23 protein-coding genes are annotated in these 22131 nt (G+C 42.6%); 10 read left to right on the top strand and 13 right to left on the bottom strand.

What is annotated here, in order from left to right:
* Together ENH88_RS02355 and cutA are read right to left on the bottom strand one after the other, a co-directional pair.
* Positions 1–658 (bottom strand): protein-disulfide reductase DsbD domain-containing protein (locus tag ENH88_RS02355; RefSeq protein WP_304179032.1); only part of this gene is annotated, 658 nt, incomplete at its 3' end.
* A complete protein-coding gene (cutA, locus tag ENH88_RS02350; protein ID WP_304179030.1) occupies positions 658–978 on the bottom strand; it encodes a divalent-cation tolerance protein CutA in 321 nt (106 codons plus the stop codon). The genes ENH88_RS02355 and cutA, both read right to left, overlap by 1 nt.
* A gap of 208 nt (positions 979–1186) precedes the next feature.
* Here cutA and ENH88_RS02345 point away from each other — a divergent pair, with 208 nt between their 5' ends.
* From ENH88_RS02345 to ENH88_RS02320, 6 genes are all read left to right on the top strand, one after another.
* Positions 1187–1663 carry an FxsA family protein gene (locus ENH88_RS02345; protein ID WP_304179028.1) on the top strand — a complete coding sequence of 159 codons (477 nt, stop codon included), beginning with the start codon at positions 1187–1189 and terminating at the stop codon, positions 1661–1663.
* Positions 1664–1814: 151 nt separating this feature from the next.
* On the top strand, positions 1815–2102 hold the full coding sequence (locus ENH88_RS02340) for a co-chaperone GroES (protein WP_054204533.1): 288 nt from the start codon (positions 1815–1817) through the stop codon (positions 2100–2102).
* A 47-nt stretch (positions 2103–2149) separates the two neighbouring features.
* On the top strand, positions 2150–3796 hold the full coding sequence (gene groL / locus ENH88_RS02335) for a chaperonin GroEL (protein WP_064668205.1): 1647 nt from the start codon (positions 2150–2152) through the stop codon (positions 3794–3796).
* Positions 3797–3970: 174 nt separating this feature from the next.
* A complete protein-coding gene (rnk, locus tag ENH88_RS02330; protein WP_304179023.1) occupies positions 3971–4384 on the top strand; it encodes a nucleoside diphosphate kinase regulator in 414 nt (137 codons plus the stop codon).
* Between the two features lie 237 nt (positions 4385–4621).
* Positions 4622–5020 (top strand): VOC family protein, encoded by a 399-nt coding sequence (locus ENH88_RS02325; RefSeq protein WP_304179021.1) that lies wholly within the window; start codon positions 4622–4624, stop codon positions 5018–5020.
* Between the two features lie 202 nt (positions 5021–5222).
* Positions 5223–5420, top strand: a complete 198-nt coding sequence (locus tag ENH88_RS02320; protein ID WP_304179019.1) for a hypothetical protein — start codon at positions 5223–5225, stop codon at positions 5418–5420.
* A 45-nt stretch (positions 5421–5465) separates the two neighbouring features.
* Here ENH88_RS02320 and ENH88_RS02315 read toward each other — a convergent pair whose 3' ends face one another.
* The 10 genes from ENH88_RS02315 to ENH88_RS02270 all read right to left on the bottom strand — a co-directional run bounded on the left by ENH88_RS02315 (position 5466) and on the right by ENH88_RS02270 (position 17117).
* Positions 5466–7358: a methyl-accepting chemotaxis protein gene (locus tag ENH88_RS02315; protein WP_304179017.1), complete on the bottom strand. Its 1893-nt coding sequence runs from the start codon at positions 7356–7358 to the stop codon at positions 5466–5468.
* Between the two features lie 187 nt (positions 7359–7545).
* Positions 7546–9036: an NAD(P)H-hydrate dehydratase gene (locus ENH88_RS02310; protein WP_304179015.1), complete on the bottom strand. Its 1491-nt coding sequence runs from the start codon at positions 9034–9036 to the stop codon at positions 7546–7548.
* 220 nt (positions 9037–9256) lie between these two features.
* Positions 9257–10069 (bottom strand): adenosylmethionine decarboxylase, encoded by an 813-nt coding sequence (gene speD, locus ENH88_RS02305; RefSeq protein WP_304179013.1) that lies wholly within the window; start codon positions 10067–10069, stop codon positions 9257–9259.
* An 88-nt stretch (positions 10070–10157) separates the two neighbouring features.
* Complete coding sequence (locus ENH88_RS02300) at positions 10158–10571, bottom strand: OsmC family protein (protein WP_304179010.1); 414 nt, start codon at positions 10569–10571, stop codon at positions 10158–10160.
* 81 nt (positions 10572–10652) lie between these two features.
* A complete protein-coding gene (locus tag ENH88_RS02295) occupies positions 10653–11000 on the bottom strand; it encodes a DUF3802 family protein (RefSeq protein ID WP_149980484.1) in 348 nt (115 codons plus the stop codon).
* A 140-nt stretch (positions 11001–11140) separates the two neighbouring features.
* Positions 11141–12610 carry a succinylglutamate-semialdehyde dehydrogenase gene (gene astD / locus ENH88_RS02290; protein WP_304179008.1) on the bottom strand — a complete coding sequence of 490 codons (1470 nt, stop codon included), beginning with the start codon at positions 12608–12610 and terminating at the stop codon, positions 11141–11143.
* A gap of 15 nt (positions 12611–12625) precedes the next feature.
* On the bottom strand, positions 12626–13642 hold the full coding sequence (gene astA, locus ENH88_RS02285; protein WP_304179006.1) for an arginine N-succinyltransferase: 1017 nt from the start codon (positions 13640–13642) through the stop codon (positions 12626–12628).
* An 88-nt stretch (positions 13643–13730) separates the two neighbouring features.
* Positions 13731–14936, bottom strand: a complete 1206-nt coding sequence (locus ENH88_RS02280; RefSeq protein ID WP_304179004.1) for an aspartate aminotransferase family protein — start codon at positions 14934–14936, stop codon at positions 13731–13733.
* Positions 14937–15319: 383 nt separating this feature from the next.
* Positions 15320–16480, bottom strand: coding sequence for an HDOD domain-containing protein (locus ENH88_RS02275; RefSeq protein ID WP_304179002.1), 1161 nt, complete (start codon positions 16478–16480; stop codon positions 15320–15322).
* A 55-nt stretch (positions 16481–16535) separates the two neighbouring features.
* Positions 16536–17117 carry an anthranilate synthase component II gene (locus ENH88_RS02270; RefSeq protein ID WP_304178999.1) on the bottom strand — a complete coding sequence of 194 codons (582 nt, stop codon included), beginning with the start codon at positions 17115–17117 and terminating at the stop codon, positions 16536–16538.
* A gap of 268 nt (positions 17118–17385) precedes the next feature.
* Between ENH88_RS02270 and ENH88_RS02265 the strand changes: the two genes are divergently transcribed.
* From ENH88_RS02265 to glpD, 3 genes are all read left to right on the top strand, one after another.
* Positions 17386–17631, top strand: coding sequence for a YdcH family protein (locus tag ENH88_RS02265; protein WP_304178997.1), 246 nt, complete (start codon positions 17386–17388; stop codon positions 17629–17631).
* Positions 17632–17800: 169 nt separating this feature from the next.
* Positions 17801–19306, top strand: coding sequence for a glycerol kinase GlpK (gene glpK, locus ENH88_RS02260; protein ID WP_304178994.1), 1506 nt, complete (start codon positions 17801–17803; stop codon positions 19304–19306).
* 14 nt (positions 19307–19320) lie between these two features.
* Positions 19321–20823, top strand: a complete 1503-nt coding sequence (glpD, locus tag ENH88_RS02255; protein ID WP_304178992.1) for a glycerol-3-phosphate dehydrogenase — start codon at positions 19321–19323, stop codon at positions 20821–20823.
* Between the two features lie 7 nt (positions 20824–20830).
* Here the strand turns inward: glpD and ENH88_RS02250 are convergent, their stop codons facing one another.
* Positions 20831–21229 carry an acyl-CoA thioesterase gene (locus ENH88_RS02250; RefSeq protein WP_304178990.1) on the bottom strand — a complete coding sequence of 133 codons (399 nt, stop codon included), beginning with the start codon at positions 21227–21229 and terminating at the stop codon, positions 20831–20833.
* 31 nt (positions 21230–21260) lie between these two features.
* Here ENH88_RS02250 and ENH88_RS02245 point away from each other — a divergent pair, with 31 nt between their 5' ends.
* Positions 21261–21965: a 2OG-Fe(II) oxygenase gene (locus ENH88_RS02245; RefSeq protein ID WP_304178987.1), complete on the top strand. Its 705-nt coding sequence runs from the start codon at positions 21261–21263 to the stop codon at positions 21963–21965.
* Positions 21966–22131 lie beyond the last annotated feature (166 nt).

Below are 22131 nucleotides of genomic sequence, written 5' to 3'. Positions count from 1 at the left end.
AGATGTGTATAAGAGACAGTGCCAGACCAATACCGACCAAAAAGAAAATCGCTAAGTTCGCTAACAAGCCTTGCGAGGCCAGTTTTTCAGTAAAATTTAACTCTTTTTCTGGCTCACTCTTTACAGTGCTATCATCAGCTACTGGAGCTGGTGACTCTGCGCTAAGTGCAGCTAACGCATTGCCAGCGGTTGCATTATCAGTTGCAGGAGTTTCACCGGCAATCGTGCTCAATGGAATAGTAATGATCTCTGGCGGGTAACATAGTCCTGCTTCAGCACAGCCTTGATAGCGTACTTTGATTACGCCATCTTTAACAACATTCCTTAACTTGCTAACCACACTCAGTGAATCAAAAAACACTTCGGTTTTGCCAAAGAATTCATCTTCAATAACCACGCCCTTACCGAGCTCTGGCACTTCAATATCGGCACCTTTACCAATAATTTCCAGCTTGTTTTTATAGAGGTAATAACCCGGCGCAATATCCCAGCCAATAAAAAGTGTGCTGCCTTGCTGATCAAAATCAAATGAAAATGCTTGATCAACCGGTAAAAATGTTTGCTCTGCGGGCTGTAGTAAATTACTCAATAAGTCTTTATTCGCAGCTTGAGCCGGCAACAGTGAAAGCGCGCAAAGCAATAAAAGAAAACAACGCATTAATTAAGTACCTCATCCATCCAATTAAAATAGGCTAAATTGCCAGTGGCTACGTCAACAACCTGAATTTCAGGGATGTCATAACTATGTAATTGCTTGATAGTTTGAATCACTCCATTCATTTTTTCTGACTTCGTTTTAATCAATAATTTACACTCGGTTGCATAAGCAACCTCTCCTTGCCACATATAAACAGATCCCACATTTGGCAGAATGTTCACACACGCTGCTAGCTTAAGCTTAACTAATTGCTCAGCCATGGAGCGTGCCTCACTTACATCTGCGCAAGTGGTAAAAATAAGTCGAAAATGAGTCGTCATATTGAACCTTTGGTTGATTGCTCTGCCCAACGCCATAGTAGCTGATAGCTAAGGCAAAGTGTAGTTAACCTAAACTGCGGATAATAAATCTATCTCCAGCGTTCAGGTTAGTTTGCTAGCAGCTTTACCACTAGCCTTGAAAAAAGACCTTGGAACCCATATTTATATTTCATCAACTCACTTGAGTGATCATTATTTAGAGAGCTTTATGTTTAGATTTTTGTTTTTATTATTTATTCTCGTGCCAATTATTGAAATTGCGTTGTTAATTCAAGTAGCTGATGTGATTGGCGGATTTGCCACTATTGCACTGGTTATTATAACCGCGATATTTGGCGCAAAATTAGTTAGAACACAAGGTATGAGTGCACTGCAAAATGTGCAAACACAAATGGCGCAAGGGCAAATGCCTGCCAAAGAATTATTTACTGGTTTATGTGTGATTATCGCCGGCATATTATTGCTAACACCGGGCATTATGACCGACGTATTCGGCTTTTTATTATTAACCCCGGCCATTCGCAATAAACTAGCTGCAGGCCTTGCCAGTCAAGCAACGGTACGTATGAGCGCAGGTATGCAACAAGGTCCAACAGCATTTGATCAGTCCACTCATTCAGAGCCAGAACCTCGCAAAATGAGCGAGCCGACCACTATTGACGGTGAGTACGAGAGAAAAGATTAAATATTTTAAATTTTTTCTCTTGGATTTTGCCACAACACCCCCATTAATGAGTACAACTAACTATAGTGATTAAGCGTCAATGGTTTAATCAACTTGGTACACACAAAACTTTTTTCTGTCCTGTTCAGAAACTGTTAGGAGAACTAAAAAAATGAACATTCGTCCTTTACATGATCGCGTGATCGTTGAGCGCCTAGAAGAAGAAACCAAATCTGCTGGCGGTATTGTATTAACTGGTTCTGCGGCTGAGAAATCAACCCGCGGTAAAGTTGTTGCAGTGGGTAATGGCCGTACTCTAGATAACGGTGATGTGAGAGCACTAGAAGTTAAAGTCGGTGACACTGTGTTATTCGGCTCATATGTTGAAAAAGCTGAAAAGATCGAAGGTCAAGAGTACCTGATCATGCGTGAAGACAATATTTTAGGCATTGTAGGCTAACACTACTTTTCGTTTAACAAACATTTAGAATTCAAAGGAAATTAATCATGGCAGCAAAAGAAGTACTTTTTGCAGGTGACGCACGCGCTAAAATGCTAGCTGGCGTAAACATCTTAGCAAACGCAGTTCGTGTAACTTTAGGTCCTAAAGGCCGTAACGTAATCCTAGACAAATCATTTGGCTCTCCAGTGATCACTAAAGATGGTGTATCAGTGGCTAAAGAAATCGAACTTGAAGACAAGTTTGAAAACATGGGCGCACAAATGGTTAAAGAAGTTGCATCAAAAGCAAACGATGCAGCTGGCGACGGTACAACTACTGCAACCGTATTAGCACAGTCAATTGTAAACGAAGGCTTAAAAGCAGTTGCAGCGGGTATGAACCCAATGGACCTTAAGCGCGGTATCGATAAAGCAATCATCGCAGCCGTTGCTGAGCTAAAAGAACTTTCAGTACCCTGTGCCGATGCAAAAGCAATCGCACAAGTAGGTACTATTTCAGCTAACTCTGATAAAGAGATTGGTGACATCATTGCAGAAGCAATGGAAAAGGTAGGCCGTAACTCTGGTGTAATCACTGTTGAAGAAGGTCAATCACTGGAAAACGAACTAGATGTTGTTGAAGGCATGCAGTTTGACCGTGGTTACCTTTCTCCGTACTTCATCAACAACGCTGAAAAAGGCGCAGTTGAGCTAGATAACCCATTCATTCTACTTGTAGACAAGAAAGTATCTAACATCCGTGAGTTACTACCTACATTAGAAGCCGTTGCGAAAGCAAGCAAACCATTACTTATCATTGCTGAAGACCTTGAAGGTGAAGCGCTAGCTACATTAGTAGTTAACAACATGCGCGGCATCGTTAAAGTATCAGCAGTTAAAGCACCTGGTTTTGGTGACCGTCGTAAAGCTATGCTACAAGATATCGCGGTATTAACTGGCGGTACTGTAATTTCTGAAGAAATCGGCCTAGAGCTTGAAAAAGCCACCGTTGAAGATTTAGGTACTGCAAAGCGCGTTGTTATTACTAAAGATGATACAACAATCATCGACGGTGCTGGCGAAGAAGCTGGCATCAGCGGTCGTGTTGCACAAATCAAAGCACAAATTGAAGAAGCAACATCAGACTACGATAAAGAGAAACTACAAGAGCGTATGGCTAAACTTGCCGGCGGTGTTGCAGTAATCAAAGTAGGTGCTGCGACTGAAATCGAAATGAAAGAGAAAAAAGACCGCGTTGAAGATGCACTTCATGCAACTCGCGCTGCGGTTGAAGAAGGCGTAGTGCCTGGTGGTGGTGTTGCACTAGTTCGTGCAGCAAGCAAACTTGTTGATTTAGTTGGCGACAACGAAGATCAAAGCCACGGTATCAAAGTAGCACTACGTGCTATGGAAGCACCACTTCGTCAAATCGTTACCAACGCAGGTGACGAAGCGTCTGTTGTTATTAACGCAGTTAAAGGCGGCACGGGTAACTTCGGTTACAACGCAGCAACTGGCGAATACAACGACATGATTGAAATGGGCATCCTAGATCCAACGAAAGTAACGCGCTCTGCACTACAATTTGCAGGCTCGATTGCTGGCCTTATGATCACCACAGAAGCAATGGTAGCTGAAATCCCAAAGGATGAAGCTGGCGGCGCTGATATGGGTGGCATGGGCGGCATGGGTGGTATGGGCGGAATGATGTAATTCATCCCCTAACCATCTAGCTCAAATAAAACCCAGCTTCGGCTGGGTTTTTAGCTTTAAGGGCAACGATAAAGTAGTAAATAAAATGACTCCAGCGTATTGCAGTACCTGAACTGCGAAGCAAACCATACTCAGAGTTAATTTTATTTATAAGACATAATTAAGGATATTAAGATGAATAAAAAGCCTGAACTGATCATCTCATCACTCGATGCAGATAGATTGTATGATTTAATGGAATCATTACCAGCTGGAAGTTTTGCTGACCAAAAAGAACTTGAAGCTGAGCTTGGTCGTGCAACAATCGTTGAGCCAAAAGATATGCCTTCGACAGTGGTTACTATGAACTCAACCGTCAACTTTATCGTTGAATCGACCCAAGAAGAATTCACTAAGACCTTAGTGTATCCAAAAAATGCTGATGCAAGTGCTGATAAAATATCAATTTTAGCACCAGTAGGTAGCGCCTTACTTGGTCTATCGCAAGGTGATGAAATCGAGTGGCCAAAACCAAGTGGCGGTCTCATAAAAGTAAAAATAAAAGCAATCACTTATCAGCCAGAACGAGCCGGTGAGTTACATCGCTAATAGTTAGTATCATTAAAAACCCAGTAAAAACTGGGTTTTGTTTTTAAAGATAATAAGTTTAAAACCTAGCGCCAGTCACTCGTAAGTCCGGATTTATCCGGAAAAGCTGCCTGATTAAAGTCAGAGCGACTGATAAATCTAGCACCGCACTTAACGTACCAGCCTTTTGTCCTCGGGTTATATTTCCTGCTATGCTAAAAAGTACCTTTCAGCACGGCATTATTGCAAGGTAGGACAATGACCAATATAAAACAGCATATAGGTAGCATCGCATTAGTTGTAGGGAACTATGATGATGCGATTGCATTCTACACTCAAAAACTGGGGTTTGATTTAATCGAAGATACTGATCAGGGTAATGGCAAACGCTGGGTATTAGTATCACCACCGAACTCTAATGGCACTAATTTATTACTCGCACAAGCAAGCACTCAACAGCAGTTAGAGGCTGTGGGCAACCAAACTGGCGGTCGGGTGTTTTTATTTTTACATACCAATGACTTTTGGCGAGATTATGAATTGATGCAAGAAAATGGCATTACCTTTAACGAACAGCCCCGCGTAGAAAAATACGGCACAGTTGTGGTATTTGAAGATTTGTATGGTAATAAATGGGACTTACTGCAATTGAATTAAAAAAGTTTCGTTGTCGTGATAAATCACGACCTACATGAAGTTATCAGCGCCTATTAACTTGATATTGTTCAATTAACCCACATTAACTAACTATTAGTAACCATATTAAAAACAAATGGATTTATTAGCTAGGGTTGGTCTTGGAACAGTACTGCTGCATTGGCTTGTAGTAAGCATATTATTGCTGCTTGTATTTTGGGCCATGATGAAAATGGTCGCTTGGGGTAAAACCATGTCACGAGGGGCTTTTTTATTTTTGTCGTTCTTTCCGCTGATTTCGTTATTCCCTATTCCACCCCCGCAATTTGAGAATGTACAAAAAGCCAAACAAGAGCAACGTAAACGCAAAGAAGACTCCGGCGATCCACCTGAAGAGGACGAAGCTGAAGCATCGCGCTGATATTCTCAGCTAACGATGCTTGAAAAACACTATCAATGAATCACATTATTGCTGACTAATTTGATATAAACGTTGTGCTTGGCTATTTGAATCTTTGCTGACGCTGCGGAACTCTTCAGCATCACTGGCATTTTGCACAGAGATCTCACGAATTCGCTCTGCCAAGTTTTTCACGTTTTCGGTTACCTGTGATTGCTCTTCAGTCGCTACGGCGATACTTGATGAGCGCTCTTTAATATCATTAAACGCGGTAACAATACTTTCATATTGTGCACGTGTTGTTGCTGAGCGCTCGTTCACTACTTCAGAATATTCACGGCATTGCCCAATAACGTTAACCCCTCTACTCGCGGCTTCTTGTAATTGGCTGATCATGGTTTCAATCTCACCAGCCGATTGCTGAGTACGATGTGCCAAGGTTCTCACTTCATCTGCCACTACCGCGAAACCACGTCCTGATTCACCAGCTCGAGCGGCTTCAATGGCAGCATTAAGCGCCAGTAGATTCGTTTGTTCAGAAATATTCATGATCACATCAAGCACCGAGCCCACTTGTTTTGAGTCTTGTGCAATCCGTGAAATGGCATCTGATGATTCCGTTAATTTATCAAATAATAACTGGATTGATTCGGCATTTTTCTCAATTACATCAAACCCAGAATTCACTAAATCAGCCGATTGCGTAGTAATATCTGCAACGCTCAATACATCTTGAGAGGCTGATGAGGCTGCTATCGACATTTCGTTAATTGCCTCAGCCAACATATTGTTTTCTTCCATTAACTCTTGTGTACGAATTTGGCTGTTATTACTTAAGTTATCCATCGCTTCAGCATTATTTTTAACCGCAGCGGCTTCTGCTTGGATCTGTTCTAAAATCTTAATCAAATGATCGCCATAGTCATTAATTGCCACACATAAATGGCTCATTTCATCACTGCCACGCACGGCCAGTTTTGAATTGGTGCGCCCTTGTACTAACATCCTAACTTGCTCTGTGGTGGTGTTAATTTGCTGCACCAAGCGATTACCAAAAATCAGTAATACGGATACAAAAGCGAGAATAAGGGCGATAAATGAACTGTATAAGTAATAAGTGAGGGTATTAACGGTTTTCTTAGCAATTGCCGCGGGAATAATCACCCCTGAGCGCCAATTCTGCGCTGCCAATGAGTAAGTTACCAAAATAGATTGATCATTCTTAACCACCCCACTGGCAAATTCAGCAACGGTTGTATTACCGTTTTGTAAAGCGCTGACCAACGGCTTTAAGCTACTGTCTTTACTGGCGACCTGAGTAAGGCTCATCATTGCTAAATTAGTATTGCGTATTGATGGAATCGATACCAGTTGCTCGGCGCTATCTAAAATAAAGTTATAGGTGCCTGTGGCATTGTTCTCTGCAAGCAATGAGCTTTCGATAGATGCCAGATCAACGTCTAAAGTGGCAACTCCCCAAAATTGGTTATCACGGATTATTTTTACGGAACAGGTAACCATAGGTACATTCGATACCGTGTCTACATAAGCTTCTGACCAAACGCACTCACCTCGGTTAGCCTTGATGGCATTTTTATACCAGCTTTCTTGTTGATACGCGCTGCTGTCTGGCTGGTTGTAATCATCTAAAAGTTTATATTGGCCATTGCCTGTTTTTGCCCAGAAAAGAGACGCTTTTTCTGCTGAGGGCAGCATTTTATTTGGCTCAGGCCAAATACCACCACCCGCAATACCTTTGCCACTTGCAATCAAAGGAGCAATATTTTCAATAAAAGCCGCTTGCTGCAGTGGCAACGTCTCTGCTACCACGGCTAAGCTTTGCGTTAAGGTGGCACTTTTAGCTAAATCTTTTGCTAATGATTCGCCGATCACCTTTGCTTGTAATTTTGCGCTGGATATAGCGTCATTTTTAATGATTGGCGTAACAACTAGCTGCATTATTCCTGACAGAATAATTAAAGCAAACAACAGCAGCAGAAAACTCCCTAGGTACATTTTTTTTTGTATCAACATCTTCTTTTTACCTCAGTAGTAAATAATAGCCGCGCAAATTAGAGTATAGGGACTGTGCTGTATTTAGCAAAACGAGTTCCGAAAAATAGTGAGTAAAAAGTATATTTAACCGCTATTTACCATTAATAAGCTGCCTGACAATCGCAAATAAATCACTTGGCAACATACCGCGCTCCCCTTCGCGTTCGGCCAAAATATCGGCTGCTTTAGCGTGCAATGTCACACCGTAACATGCGGCTTGATCAGCGGCTAAGCCTTGAGCAAGTAACGCACCAATGATGCCGGTAAGCACATCACCACTGCCACCCACAGCAAGCGCTGGATTACCATTTTCGCACAGCCAAGTTTGCTGCCCGTTGGCGATCAGGCTACCCGCCCCTTTCAGCACGCAGGTACTGGTATAACGTTTAGCTAAAGCAGTGGCAGAATGAAAGCGATTTGCTTCAATCTCAGCAATTGAGACTTGCATTAGCCGTGAGGCTTCCCCAGCATGCGGGGTTATTATGCAATTTTTAAGGCGATACTCTAAACTATGTTTAGCCAACAAGTTTAAGCCATCAGCATCAATAACTAATGGTAAATTATTTGCTAAGCAATATTGTATAGCCTGCTGAAATGTCGTTTGCGCCCAACTATCCTGACCAAGACCTGGACCAATAATGACACAATTAGCCCAATCAAGAGCTGCGGATAAACTGTCGCAACTGACCATTAATTCAGGGCGACCACTACTAACGACGTGTACACTGCTTTGATGAGTATAAACACGCACCATTGCAGCGCCTGTACGAAGTGCTGCTTCACTTGATAAACGAATGGCCCCGCTAGTACCTTGATTCCCACCGACGCATAACAGCTTGCCGTGGTTCCCTTTCTGGCTATTGCGACTTCGTGCAGCAAGTGGTTTAAAGCTAGTAATATTGATGAGTGTTGCGCTAGCATTCGCTAACTTGGCAAATGGTTCTGCAATTCCTAGATCATTAAAAACGAGTTTGCCTGCAGCACTTCGCCCAGCACCGGTTACTAAGCCTTGTTTGATCCCCACAAAAGTAACGGTAATATCAGCTTGGATAGCGATGCCAAGTGGCAGCCCGGTGTCGGCGTCTATGCCTGAAGGTAAATCAATTGCCACTATTGTGCTAGGCTGCGCGTTGGCATCTTCAATCATCGTTAAAAATGGCCCACGAACTTGACTATTAATTCCGGTTCCTAACAAACCATCAATAATAATATCGGCATTATTAAGACGACCTTGCGTGTAACTTTCAACTTCGCCCCCCAATGCTTGCCAACGTTGCTGAGCTGTAAGCGCATCCCCACTGAGACATTTACCGGTATCGGCTGCAAGTACTACAACTTCTTTACCGGCTTGCTTGGCAAGGCTTGCTACGATATAGCCATCACCCGCATTATTACCATAGCCGACCAGAATAAAGTAACGCTGGGCATTCGGAACGTGCTCGATACACTGCGAAAATACCGCATGCCCTGCGCGCTCCATCAAAGTGAACATACTAACGCCTGCCAAGGCCGCAGCCTTTGCTTCATGCTGTCGCACTTGCTGTGCCAAAAATAGTTGCTGTGCCAGGCCTTGATTCTGCATATTGATCCATAATAGGTGACGGGCTGTTTACTTAGACTATTAGCCACGGCTGCTAGCGTCAAGGAATGTCGCCATCAACATTTTCAGGCTAATTTAGGAGGTAGATTTAGGAAGGATGGTGTTTTCATTTGCTTTCGTAGCAGTATTTAGCAACTTTAATAAAAAACGGCGCGCAATGTAAATTGCACGCCGTTTTTTAAAACTAGCTAATTAAGCGAGCTTATTCTGTTTCTGGCAAGTTACGGCCGTAGAAGATTTCTTGCATTTCACGGGTTAACTTAGAACGAATTTCTTCTTCTTCCTGTTCAGATAAATCGCTGGTAGTGACACCAAATAAATAAGTATTTAGATCGGTTTCTTTTAGCATCATCTTAGTGTGGAACAAGTTTTCTTGATACACATTCACGTCCATCATTTGGTACGCTTCTTTGGTATCTTCGGTCATGTAGTTTTGAATTGAATTAATCGCGTGATCGATATAGTGTTTAACACCATCTACGTCACGGGTAAAACCACGAACACGGTAGTCAATTGTTACAACATCTGACTCTAAGCTGTGAATTAGAAAGTTTAACGCTTTTAATGGCGAGATAATGCCACAGGTTGATACTTCGATATCAGCACGGAAAGTACAAATACCATCATCAGGGTGCGCTTCAGGATAAGTATGAACACAGATGTGGCTTTTATCTAAGTGAGCAACCACGGTTTCAGGTAATGGCCCTGGTGCTTCATCAACTTCATAGGTCTGCTGCTGCTCAATTGGCTCTTCTGAGATCAGAATTGTTACACTGGCACCTTGTGGATCGTAATCTTGACGCGAAACATTTAAAATATTCGCACCGATAATGTCCACTACTTCACCTAAAATATCGGTTAGTCGATCAGCACTGTACTGTTCGTCGATATATTCAATATATTCTTTACGTTGTTGCTCAGTCTTTGCGTAGCAAATATCGTAAATACTAAAGCTTAAACTTTTGGTTAAGTTATTAAAGCCATGAAGTTTAATTTTATCGAAGGGTTTGTTCATGATAAACCAACCTATAAACAAGTGAAATCTGCCAGAGCAGAATGAAAAGTTCGCGGATTTTATACGAATTTCACCGCAGGAAAAAGCGTTATTTTCCCTGTTCTTGGATAACTTCGTGCGTGTGGGTAATTTCTACTGTTTTATCAAGCATTAATGCCACTGAACAATACTTCTCTGCCGACAGTTGCACGGCACGCGCAAGGTGCTTTTCAGAGACCTTGTCGCCAGTCACAACAAAGTGCAAGTTAATTTTAGTAAATACACGAGGGGCGGATTCAGCACGTTCAGCGCTTAATTGTACTTGTACATCGGAGAAGTTTTGTTTGGCTTTTTTTAAAATACTCACCACATCAACCGATGAGCAACAACCAACGGACATTAATACCATTTCCATTGGGCTTGGTGCAGCGCTATCGCTACCAGCATCAAACACAACATTATGACCAGAATTAGAACGACCCAGGAAGGTATCGCCTGCAACCCATTTTACATTCGCTTGCATTTTATGACTCTCAAAGAAGTTATTTCCCTGATTGTAAGGAAGTCACACGCAGTTGCAAATTAAAAACGATAATTGGAATGGTTAGGCACTTTCAACTACGGCGCTATCAAAGAGGTTTTTTACCAATGCGGCAAATTCATCAATAAATGCATGTTGCTCTATTGTCACTTGATTACTGGTGACGCTGCTGAGGACTTCTTGTAAGTCGTATACAATGCCATCTACTTCACGCACGATTTGGCTGCGTTGCTCGGTGGAAAGTTCTGTATGTTGCTGACATAACAACATGACATTTTCAGCAATATCATCTTCAATCAGCTCCATAATTGTAGGAGCGCCTGGTTTTATTTCGCCGGACTTCTCAAATAATGCTAAATTTTGAGTAAGATACATGATCAAATCATCATATCCTTGCCTATCTAAAACCATAATTACTCACACCTAATTAAAACGACTGTATTGATTTAAGCAGAAAGTGCTTTTAATTGCTACCTTTGAGCATTAACCAATACAAAAAAAGCAGCCAAGGCTGCTTTTTTAGTTATTTATTACTATTTGACCAAAATCGATTAATCGATTTTTAAGCCAGGGCTTAATGTTGCCGGCATTGCTACTTTTTCAAGTTCAACAGAGGCAACAGGGTATGCGCAGTAATCAGCTGCATAGTAAGCACTTGCACGATGATTACCCGATGCGCCAATACCACCAAATGGTGCAGCACTTGACGCGCCAGTGATTGGGCGGTTCCAGTTAACGATACCGGCACGAATGCGACGTAAGAAATGGTCGTAATCTGCCGCATTATCACTGAGTAAACCCGCCGATAAACCAAAGCTAGTGTCGTTGGCTTTATCAATCGCGCTGTCAAAATCAGTAAAACGGAATACTTTTAATAACGGCCCAAAGTGCTCTTCATCTGGGAAGTTAGCAACATCAGTACATTCAATAATACCTGGTGTTACAAAACCCGTATTTTCAGTGTGCTTAAGTTCAACTAACACCTCAGCGCCAAGCTCAACAAGTTGTTGCTGTGCTTTTACCATACCCGCAGCCGCTGCTGATGAGATCATCGAGCCCATAAACGGTTGCTCGGCATCATCGTAGTTGCCCACTTTGATGGCTTGCGTCGCACTAATTAAACCGGCTAAAATTACATCGCCTTGATCACCTGCTGGTAAAAACAGCTTGCGTGCACAGGTACAACGTTGACCACTTGAGATAAATGCTGATTGAATAATATCGTGAATAACCGCTTTGGTATCAGCAACCTCAGTAATAATTAGCGGATTATTACCGCCCATTTCTAATGCTAAGATTTTACCTGGTTGACCGGCAAACTGCTCATGCAGAATATGGCCGGTGCGTGATGAACCGGTAAAGAATAAGCCATCAATACCTTTGTGAGCAGCAAGAGCCTTACCTGTGGCTACTTCACCTTGCACTAGGTTGATTACACCTGCTGGTAAACCGGCCTTTTGCCATAACTTAAGCGTTAGCTCAGCAACCGCTGGCGTTAGCTCCGATGGTTTAAACACCACGGTATTGCCCGCTAATAACGCAGGTACAATATGGCCGTTAGGTAAGTGACCAGGGAAGTTATACGGGCCAAACACCGCCACTACACCGTGAGGCTTATGGCGGATCATCGCACGACCTTGCGGCATTGGGTTTTCTACTTCGCCAGTGCGCTCTAAAAAGGCTTTTTCAGAAATCGCAATTTTACCGACCATAGCACCCGCTTCAGTGCGAGTTTCCCATAACGGCTTACCCGTTTCTTGGGCTATTACTACAGCAAGCTCTTCGCTGTGCTCTTTTAGGGTTTCGGCAAACGTTTTTACAATCGCTAGGCGCTCTGCAAATGATTTATCAGCCCAGCTATAAAATGCTGCACGCGCAGAATTAACAGCGCTGTCTACTTGCTCACTGGTGGCTGAGTTTGCTTGCCAAATAATTTCGTTATTGGCTGGGTTTACTGAATTAAATGCATCGCCTTGGCCTTGCGACCATTGACCATTAATAAATTGTGCAGGATGAGTCATGTACTTTCTCCTAAATTATAAACTTACCGCAGTAACGATATCGCCCGCTTGTAAGTGCAGTGCATCTGCCATTGCTTGCGACAAGGTGATATCTTCACTCGTTGCAGCAAAGTTTAGTTGTGCAACGGTTGCTCTAAAATCATTAAGTTTTTCATTCGCTAGCATCACAGTCGTCTCGCCGCTGTTTTCACCGATTTTTACGGTAAAGTTTTTAGCATTACGAATAGTTGCAATATTATCTACTTTTGCTTCTACCGTTGGGCCAGCGTCAAAAATGTCAACGTAGCCATTAAAGGTGAAGCCTTCACTTTTCAGTAGTTCAATCGCAGGGCGGGTATTATTGTGCACCTTGCCGATCACCGCTTGCGCTTCTTTACTTAATAAGTTGACGTAAATTGGGTACTTTGGCATGAGTTCAGCAATAAACACTTTTTGGCCAATACCGGTTAAGTAATCAGCTGTTGGAAAATCCATCGAGAAAAAGTGTTCTTCTAACCATTGCCAAAATGGACTACTGCCCTGCTCGTTAGAAACACCGCGCATTTCTGCGATTACGGTTTCAGCAAAGCGTTCTTGGTGCTGCTTGATGAACATAAAACGTGCTTTTGAAAGCAGCTTACCGTTATTGTTTTTACGGTAACCATCTTTTAAAAACAGCGTACAAAGCTCTGTAGCCCCTGTGTAGTCATTACACAAGGTTAAAATATCAACCGCTTTATATACATTCAATGTACGAGATGAATGAATGGCTTTACTTAAATGATAGTGATAAAACGCATCATCTAAACCGACCGCAGCTTCTATTGCAGAGGTACCAACGACCTCACCAGTTTCGCTATCTTCAAGAACAAACAAGTAACCTTCATCACCTGGGTGAGATGCACTTTTTGCGAATGAGCTTATCGAATGGTCAATCTTCTTTTGTAATAACTCTTCGTTATTAGGTAAAGAGGTAAAACCATGCCCTGATTCGTGGGCAATTTTCAATAAAGCTGGGTAATCACATTGCTGGATTGGGCGAAGGATCATCATGAGTCCGCTTGCTCCCTTATAAATAACGGTAAATTAAGAATAGTAGGGCAAGCTTGCTACTTGCCCTTATTATGATCAGAGCTGTTGCTTAACCGTTCACAACGTTGGCTACGGCTTTTTCAAAACGTGCCATCCCTTCACGGATATCCGCTTCTGGGATCACTAAAGATGGCGTAAAACGCACCACATCGGCACCGGCTACTAACGACATTACGCCCTCAGCGGTACCTGCTACTAAAAACTCTTTAGCACGACCTTTAAACTGCTCATTAACCACGGCACCAATTAATAAACCTTGACCACGAATTTCCGAAAATACGTTGTACTTATCGTTAATTGCAGTTAATAGTTCATTGAATAATGCAGCTTTAGCTTTAACACCAGCTAATACTTCAGGCGTATTTACAGTATCAAAAGCCGCTTCACCAACAGCACATGCCAACGGGTTGCCGCCATAAGTAGAACCATGCGTGCCCACTTTAAGGTGCTTAGCAATCTCAGTCGTGGTGATCATTGCACCAATTGGGAAACCGCCGCCAAGTGCTTTAGCTGTAGTTAAAATATCAGGTACTACATTTAAACCTTGGTACGCGTAAAGATCGCCAGTACGGCCAACACCAGTTTGTACTTCATCAAAAATAAGCAATGCGTTATGTTTAGTACATAACTCACGTACACCTTGAGCAAACTCGTCAGTAGCAGAGATAATGCCGCCTTCACCTTGTAATGGCTCCATCATTACCGCACAGGTGTTATCAGAGATCAGTGCTGCAAAGGCCGCTAGATCGTTAAAATCACAATGTACGATATCGCCAGGTTTTGGACCAAAACCATCAGAGTAAGCAGCTTGACCGCCCACGGTTACAGTAAAGAATGTACGGCCATGGAAACCTTTATTGAAAGCGATGATTTGCGATTTTTGCTCACCAAAATTTTCCAGCGCAACACGACGCGCTAATTTTAGTGCGCCTTCATTTGCTTCTGCGCCTGAGTTAGCGAAATAAACTTTTTCAGCAAATGTCGCATCTACCAATTTTTTAGCTAAACGTAGTGCTGGCTCATTAGTCATGACATTTGATAAGTGCCAGATTTTTTCGCCTTGCTCTTTTAATGCTTTAACCAATGCTGGATGACAATGACCTAGACAGTTAACAGCGATACCACCGGCAAAATCGATATATTCACGACCTTGCTGATCCCATACACGTGAGCCTTCGCCACGAACAGGAATAACGCTTGAAGGTGCGTAGTTAGGAACCATTACTTGATCAAATAATTCGCGATTGACTGTCATTTTATATCCTCTTAATTGTGATCCTACAGAAAGTTTAAAAAATAGGCTTGATGATGGACTGTTGTACCATCTCCTTTGGCGTAAATCAGCATAGCTCACATCGCCAAAAAATACTCTCTGGTTCAATTTTCAGATAATCATTATTTCAGAGTTTTTCGTTATTGTCTCTTATAAAACTTTCATGTAGCCCTTGTTATTAAAGGCTTTGAGATATAATTTCAGAGATAGTGAATAACTATCTGAATAACGAATTATGGGGTTGTTTATTCGATATCGCTGCCCCACCACCCACCAAGCAGCGCTTTGCAAGATAAAATATGGGTGAGAGTAGATATTAATGATGAATGAATAGTCGTAAAAAAATTAACAAAAAATTTATGAAACTAGTCAATTTTAATATGAAAGTGCTGCAAATTGGTTTTTTCAAGCTGCTCTAGTTCCTGTTTTGCTAACCCAACGTAATCAAACCAGAGTGATTTTTCATCACTTTCTAGCAACTGATGGGCATTCAAACTAACTGCTTGGCTATAACAGCGTGCTTTGCGTATTAACATTGTTAGCGGCAATGCTGAGTCACCTTTGGCCACACCATTAACCAATTGCGATAGCACGGCATTAAATGGCAAATACCGAAACGCCATTTTCTCAATCACCGTTGCTGTCACTTTAAGCGCATGCTGATTCAGTAAAGTACTTAAAAATAGCGGATCAGGTTTTAACTCTAATAATGCAGTGTGTAAATCTTTGTGTTGTTCTTCTCGGGCAAGGGTTACTTTGCGCTGCCAAACTCGTTCGAATGTACGTAGATACAGCCTGATCAAAGCAATCTTACCCACATCGAGTAGCATACCTAAGGTAAATGCGTGAACTTCATTAATGCCATTGAGCTTTGCCAACTCTTGCGCAGCAATCGCACAGGCCATCGAGTTATCGCGTAGGCGACGTTTTAATAATGGAAATGGTTCGGTGCTGTGCGGCATCCAATGACGCACCGCAAAGGTAGGCACAACAAACTGCAAGTTATCTAAACCAATATAGCGCAGCGCTAAAGCTGGGTTATCAACTTTGACCGAAGTATGTTTATTGCGCTGCGCGCGATAATAAGGCAAGTTCACAAAAGTGACTAACTCACGTCCTAACCAAGTTAAATCTTTAACTAATGGCTCAAGGCGGCCTACCGATGCTGACTTTACAGCAAGGATGTCTAAAATTGCGGGGACATTATCTTCAATGCCAATCGTTTCATGCAGTACCGTGTCTATATCGGCTAACTGCTTGTTCATCGCGGTATCAATAACTTGATGTAACTGCTGGCTGGCCTGAGCGCGGTACTTATGGTGCGAAGTGCTGGAGAGTTTACGTATTTTCTGCGCCGCAACTTCAACCTCAAGTAAGGTGCGCTGCTTTATCGCTTCTCCATAATTTATATCTAGAGTATGAATATAGCCAATTTGACGTTGCGCAAAGCTATGTCCAAGCAACAAATCATGGGCTCGTTGCTCTAATGCCTTGGCTGTCCTTTGTTGGCGTATTTCATCTGTCATTCATTATTATCTTTATATAAAAATTAAAGGAGTAATTACGCTTATTAGCATAAGCCTAGAACCGAGTTAAAAAGTTAGCAAGTAATTCGAGCCCTCGCTCGGTTAAAATAGCTTCGGGATGAAATTGTACCCCTTCTAACGCTAAGCTGTTATGAACTAAGCCCATTATTTCATCTAACTGGCCATTTTCTGTTTCCGTCCAAGCGGTGATCTGCAGCTCATCAGGAATGCTATCTTGTTCAACAACCAACGAATGATAACGGCACACTGTTAATGGATTTGGCAAGCCGGCAAATACACCTTGGTTGGCATGATAAATTGGCGAGGTTTTACCATGCATCACTTGCTTTGCCCTAACAATGTTCGCACCAAGTGCTTGTGCTATTGTTTGATGACCTAAGCAAATACCTAAAATTGGCAACTGACCTTTTAATTGCGCAACCAGCTCTAAAGATATACCCGCTTCATTCGGCGTACATGGGCCGGGAGATATCACGATATGCTGAGGGTTTAACTGAGCTATTTGACTAACCGAGATCTCATCATTGCGCTTTACTAGCACCTCTTGATCTAAACGTTGAAAATACTGTACCAAGTTGTAGGTAAACGAGTCGTAGTTATCGATCATTAAAAGCATGTAATAAAGCACTCAAAATAGTAATTGTTTGTAGGCAACTGCCTGCGCCCACATTCTAACTTAAGCCTGCACGAGTGTCAGTGTTTTGTCTTCGGGCAAAGATAAATTACTTTAATAACGATAATGCTGCGCTTGATGTTGATTTATTTTAAATCAGCCCAAGCTCTATTGTATTGGCATAACGCCTCAGAGCATTAAATTTAACTTAAACCCATGCGTGTTTATCTATCGAGATTAATATGTAACACGCTTTAATAAGGAGCGACCAATGTTAGGCGAAGATCATTCATTGACTAAAGATTTTCCTGAATACCAATGCACTATCACTCAGCTCAACACTGATAATGCAGAGTTCGCAGCAAGGGCAAAGCAATACAATGCGATTGATAAAGAAATCCGTGTGTTGGAGTTACAAGGTGCCCCTATTGATGATGAAGCAATGCATCAATTAAAACACGATAGAATGGCGTTAAAAGATTGGCTGCATCAGCAATTAACCGATGCTGCCAAATAATTATAGCTGGCGCTTATTTAACACTAAGCGCCAGCACCAGCACTGAATCATAGTTTCTTTTCACTCATCCCAGTTGCTTATAATTTCATCCATTATGGTGCAAAAGCGTTGCTATTCGTTTAGCTTAGAGCCAAGCTATCTTTATCTAAGTTAAATACCATTATATTTTATGTGCAAATACATACTCTCGATTGATCAAGGAACGACGAGCTCTCGTGCCATCTTATACAGCAAAGATGCCGAGGTTTTTGGCACCGCGCAACAAACCTTCCCGCAACATTTTGTGCAAAATGGCTGGGTTGAACACGACCCTGAAGATATTTGGCAAACCGTACTCAGTAGTTGTAAAACAGTATTAGCCGAGCAACATGTCAGCGCCAAAGACATTATTGCCATCGGCATTGCGAATCAACGAGAAACCACCTTAGTGTGGAATAAAAAAACCGGTCAAGCTATTTATAACGCCATTGTGTGGCAAGACCGACGCAGCAGTGAGTACTGTGATAGTTTGCGCGATGCTGGGCACAGTAAAACCGTCAATGATAAAACCGGTTTATTACTCGATCCGTACTTTTCTGCCACCAAAATTCGTTGGATCTTAGATAACGTCACTGGCGCTAAAGAGCAAGCACAAGCAGGTGAACTGGCGTTTGGTACGGTAGACAGCTACTTACTATGGCAATTAACCGATGGTAAAGTACATCGAACCGATGCAACCAATGCCTCTCGCACCTTACTGTTTAACATTCACCAGCAATGCTGGGATGAAGACTTACTCGCCTTATTTGATATTCCAGCCTCGATGCTGCCTGAAGTGATGGACTCAGCGGCTGACTTTGGTGTTACTAGCAGCGAGTTATTCGGTGGTGAAATTCCAATTAGCGGCATAGCGGGCGATCAGCAAGCCGCTTTAATTGGCCAAGCGTGTTTTGAAGAAGGTATGGCAAAAAGCACCTACGGAACAGGCTGTTTTTTAATGCTGAATACCGGTGATAAAGCACTAAAGTCAAACAATCGCTTATTAACCACTATCGCATATAGGCTCAACGGCAAACCTACCTATGCCATTGAAGGCAGTATTTTTATGGCTGGTGCCACCATGCAGTGGATTGTAGAGGGCTTAAAATTATTAGAAAACGCGGGAGAAAGTGAAGCCCTCGTCAAAGGAGTGCCCTTAGATCATGGGGTATTTTTAGTGCCCTCGTTTACCGGCTTAGGCGCCCCCTATTGGGATGCCAATGCCCGAGGCGCTATTTTAGGGCTTACTCGAGATTCAGGTATTAGTACGATTGTCGCGGCAGCTTTGCAATCAGTGGGTTATCAAACTAAAGATTTACAAAAAGCGATGGAAGGGGATGGCTTGCGCCCCAGTATCTTGCGCGTTGACGGCGGCATGGCTAATAATAATTGGGCTATGGCGTTTTTAGCTAATATTTTAGGTGCGAGTGTTGAGCGCCCTACCTTAACTGAAACTACTTCATTGGGGGTTGCTTACTTAGCAGGGCTACAAACTGGCGTGTATGAATCAACGGCACAGCTTGCCACTATGTGGAAAAGCGATCGTCGTTTTGAACCGACCATGAGTAGCGACGAGCGCAACGATTTATATGCAAAGTGGCTACATTGCATTGCACAGGTTAGACTTTCTAATAGCTCTGACGACGAGAGTGAGTAAACACTGAGGGATCTATGAGCGCACACGACAACGAATATGATTTACTCATCATTGGCGGCGGTATTAATGGCGCCGGAATAGCAGCCGATGCCAGTGGTCGCGGCTTGAAAGTATTATTATGTGAGCAAGACGATTTAGCGTCAGCGACCTCCTCTAATAGCAGCAAACTTATCCATGGCGGGTTGCGTTATTTAGAGAATTATCAGTTTAGGCTAGTAAGAGAAGCATTACGTGAGCGTGAAGTACTGTTAAAAAAAGCGCCGCATATTATGTGGCCACTCTCTTTTAGACTACCTCATCAAGCACATTTACGATCGCCATGGATGATTCGAGTGGGATTATTTATTTACGATCACCTAGCCAAACGTAATACTTTACCTGCTTCAAAAACAATTGAATTTAACAGCGACAGCGTACTGAACAGTAGTATTACCCAAGGCTTTGAATATGCTGATGGCTGGGTAGATGACGCGCGTTTAGTGATCTTAAACGCACAGGCAGCACATAATTTGGGAGCCACCATTGCAACACGTACACGCTGCATTAAAGCAACGCGTAATGCCAATGACTGGGATGTGATTTTAGAGCAACAAGCGAGCAAACAGCAACTACACATTAAGGCCAAAAGTGTTGTAAATGCCGCAGGCCCTTGGGTCGCGTCATTATTTACAGATGTATTTACCCAGCCCACACCACACACCATTCGCCTTGTGAAAGGCAGTCACATTGTGGTGCCTCGAATCCATAGCCAGCCAGTTGCCTATATTTTACAAAACGAGGATAACCGTATTGTCTTTGTCATTCCTTATGAACAGGATTACTCTCTGATTGGCACCACCGATGAAGAGTACACAGGCGATATTGCTGATGTAAAAATTAGTGAGCAAGAAGTACAATACCTGATCAGTATCACTAATCATTACTTTAAAAACTCAATAAGCGCGGCCGATATTGTGCACACGTTTAGTGGTGTGCGCCCGCTATTAGATGACAAATCAACAGATGCTCAAGCAGTCACCCGCGATTACAAGTTGATATTAAACAACGACACTGATCACGCTGCTTTATTAAGTGTATTTGGTGGTAAAATTACCACCTATCGAAAGCTTGCAGAAAACGCCGTTAATAAGTTAGCCTCTTTTTACCCACAAATGAGTCGCTCATGGACGAAAGATGCCCCTTTACCCGGCGGTGACTTTAGTAACCAAGCATACCTTATCGCACAGCTAGAAAGCAGCTATCCTTGGCTGGCAATCGACACCTTAAAGCGTATGGCTCGCAGTTATGGCACGCTTAGTTATCAATTACTGGGTAACAGCCAAGCTCTGGGCGATTTAGGCTATCACTTTGGTCATGGCCTGTATACGCAAGAAGTTGATTACTTAGTCAATCATGAATGGGCAAGAACCAGCGCAGATATATTGTGGCGCAGAACAAAACTTGGACTGCGCTTTAATCAAAAACAAGTGGTTGCACTGGGGCAATATTTAACTAAACACCCAGCTTGTCAAAGCTAAGCTGCGATTAACTAGTTGCAATAAGATGATCGCTCAATGCGGCCTTTTCATCAGCCGAAAGTGTTTGCTTTGTTTTGCTTGCAAAGTCATAACGTACCAGCACCGTTTTACCAGTGGCGCAGCATTTATCTTGCTGCCACGCCTCTTGGCGAAGCACAAATGAGCTATTACCAATCTGCTCTATGCTGGTGTTAATCGTCACTTCATGGGCATAAAATAGCTCGCCGACGAACGACACCTCAATCTTAGCAATAATAAGCTTCCAGTCGTGCGGGTTTAAATCGGGGGTAAAAAATTTAAAAATAGGCGCACGTGCGGCTTCAAACCAAACAGGGAGTACGGTATTGTTGATGTGTCCGAGTGCATCCGTTTCGCTAAAGCGCGGCATCACTTTTTCAGTAAACATAATAATCCAATAATAATTAAACAGGTAACTCATGACGGACTTTATCCGCGTGTATGACAACGCGCTCAGTAATGACTTTTGCGATAACTTTATCACCACCTTTTCGCAAAGCCCGCATATAAAACAAGGGATGACATCAGGCGGCATAGATCTTAATAAAAAAGATAGCCACGACTTACACTTAAACAATCATCCTGAATACGCTGAGCAATTAAAACATATTCAACAAACCACTGCACAATATGTTTTTAACTACATTGAAGAACATATTTTTATGATGATTGGGGCGTTTGGTTTAAAAGTGTACCACCCCCAAACAGGGCAACCGGTTGATTTAACCCACGCTAATTTTGACGAGATAGGTAAACCGCAATTACCTTTATTGGTACAGCAAATTTTTCGACTCGGTAATATCCAAGCGCAAAAATATGAGGTAAATAAAGGCGGCTACCCATATTGGCACAGTGAAGTGTACCCACAGTTACAGCATAACGAAGCACTGCATCGAGTATTGTTATTTATGTTTTATTTAAACGATGTTGAAGAAGGCGGTGAAACCGAGTTTTATTATCAAAATCGTAAAATAGCCCCGAAAAAAGGCACTATGGTGATTGCCCCTGGCTACTTTACTCATACTCATCGCGGTAATAAGCCAGTGTCGAATGATAAATATATTTTAACGTCGTGGGTGCTGTTTAACCGCGCAGAGCAAATATACGGGCAGCCACAATCCTAAGCGGTAAGCGGTAAGCGGTAAGCGGTAAGCGGTAAGCGGTAAGCGGTAAGCGGTAAGCGGTAAGCGGTAAGCGGTAAGCGGTAAGCGGTAAGCGGTAAGCGGTAAGCGGTAAGCGGTAAGCCAAAAAGTTTGAGTGTTGCAAATTATTATGTCAACACTTAAAAGT

This window comes from Pseudoalteromonas prydzensis (assembly GCF_011050055.1).
Lineage (GTDB): Bacteria > Pseudomonadota > Gammaproteobacteria > Enterobacterales > Alteromonadaceae > Pseudoalteromonas > Pseudoalteromonas prydzensis_A.
The sequence above is the reverse complement of the archived record's forward strand: the minus strand, read 5'-3'. Positions and strand labels throughout refer to the sequence as shown.

What these genes read in the sequence shown, in the direction of transcription:
- ENH88_RS02280 (WP_304179004.1), bottom strand. Translation starts at nt 14,936, where the DNA reads ATGACAGTCAATCGCGAATTATTTGATCAAGTAATGGTTCCTAACTAC.
- ENH88_RS02275 (WP_304179002.1), bottom strand. Translation starts at nt 16,480, where the DNA reads ATGACAGATGAAATACGCCAACAAAGGACAGCCAAGGCATTAGAGCAA.
- ENH88_RS02315 (WP_304179017.1), bottom strand. Translation starts at nt 7,358, where the DNA reads ATGCAGCTAGTTGTTACGCCAATCATTAAAAATGACGCTATATCCAGC.
- ENH88_RS02295 (WP_149980484.1), bottom strand. Translation starts at nt 11,000, where the DNA reads ATGGTTTTAGATAGGCAAGGATATGATGATTTGATCATGTATCTTACT.
- ENH88_RS02310 (WP_304179015.1), bottom strand. Translation starts at nt 9,036, where the DNA reads ATGCAGAATCAAGGCCTGGCACAGCAACTATTTTTGGCACAGCAAGTG.
- rnk (WP_304179023.1), top strand. Translation starts at nt 3,971, where the DNA reads ATGAATAAAAAGCCTGAACTGATCATCTCATCACTCGATGCAGATAGA.
- ENH88_RS02340 (WP_054204533.1), top strand. Translation starts at nt 1,815, where the DNA reads ATGAACATTCGTCCTTTACATGATCGCGTGATCGTTGAGCGCCTAGAA.
- astA (WP_304179006.1), bottom strand. Translation starts at nt 13,642, where the DNA reads ATGATGATCCTTCGCCCAATCCAGCAATGTGATTACCCAGCTTTATTG.
- ENH88_RS02300 (WP_304179010.1), bottom strand. Translation starts at nt 10,571, where the DNA reads ATGCAAGCGAATGTAAAATGGGTTGCAGGCGATACCTTCCTGGGTCGT.
- ENH88_RS02345 (WP_304179028.1), top strand. Translation starts at nt 1,187, where the DNA reads ATGTTTAGATTTTTGTTTTTATTATTTATTCTCGTGCCAATTATTGAA.
- ENH88_RS02270 (WP_304178999.1), bottom strand. Translation starts at nt 17,117, where the DNA reads ATGCTTTTAATGATCGATAACTACGACTCGTTTACCTACAACTTGGTA.
- astD (WP_304179008.1), bottom strand. Translation starts at nt 12,610, where the DNA reads ATGACTCATCCTGCACAATTTATTAATGGTCAATGGTCGCAAGGCCAA.
- ENH88_RS02245 (WP_304178987.1), top strand. Translation starts at nt 21,261, where the DNA reads ATGACGGACTTTATCCGCGTGTATGACAACGCGCTCAGTAATGACTTT.
- ENH88_RS02320 (WP_304179019.1), top strand. Translation starts at nt 5,223, where the DNA reads ATGATGAAAATGGTCGCTTGGGGTAAAACCATGTCACGAGGGGCTTTT.
- groL (WP_064668205.1), top strand. Translation starts at nt 2,150, where the DNA reads ATGGCAGCAAAAGAAGTACTTTTTGCAGGTGACGCACGCGCTAAAATG.
- ENH88_RS02325 (WP_304179021.1), top strand. Translation starts at nt 4,622, where the DNA reads ATGACCAATATAAAACAGCATATAGGTAGCATCGCATTAGTTGTAGGG.
- glpD (WP_304178992.1), top strand. Translation starts at nt 19,321, where the DNA reads ATGAGCGCACACGACAACGAATATGATTTACTCATCATTGGCGGCGGT.
- speD (WP_304179013.1), bottom strand. Translation starts at nt 10,069, where the DNA reads ATGAACAAACCCTTCGATAAAATTAAACTTCATGGCTTTAATAACTTA.
- glpK (WP_304178994.1), top strand. Translation starts at nt 17,801, where the DNA reads ATGTGCAAATACATACTCTCGATTGATCAAGGAACGACGAGCTCTCGT.
- ENH88_RS02250 (WP_304178990.1), bottom strand. Translation starts at nt 21,229, where the DNA reads ATGTTTACTGAAAAAGTGATGCCGCGCTTTAGCGAAACGGATGCACTC.
- ENH88_RS02265 (WP_304178997.1), top strand. Translation starts at nt 17,386, where the DNA reads ATGTTAGGCGAAGATCATTCATTGACTAAAGATTTTCCTGAATACCAA.
- cutA (WP_304179030.1), bottom strand. Translation starts at nt 978, where the DNA reads ATGACGACTCATTTTCGACTTATTTTTACCACTTGCGCAGATGTAAGT.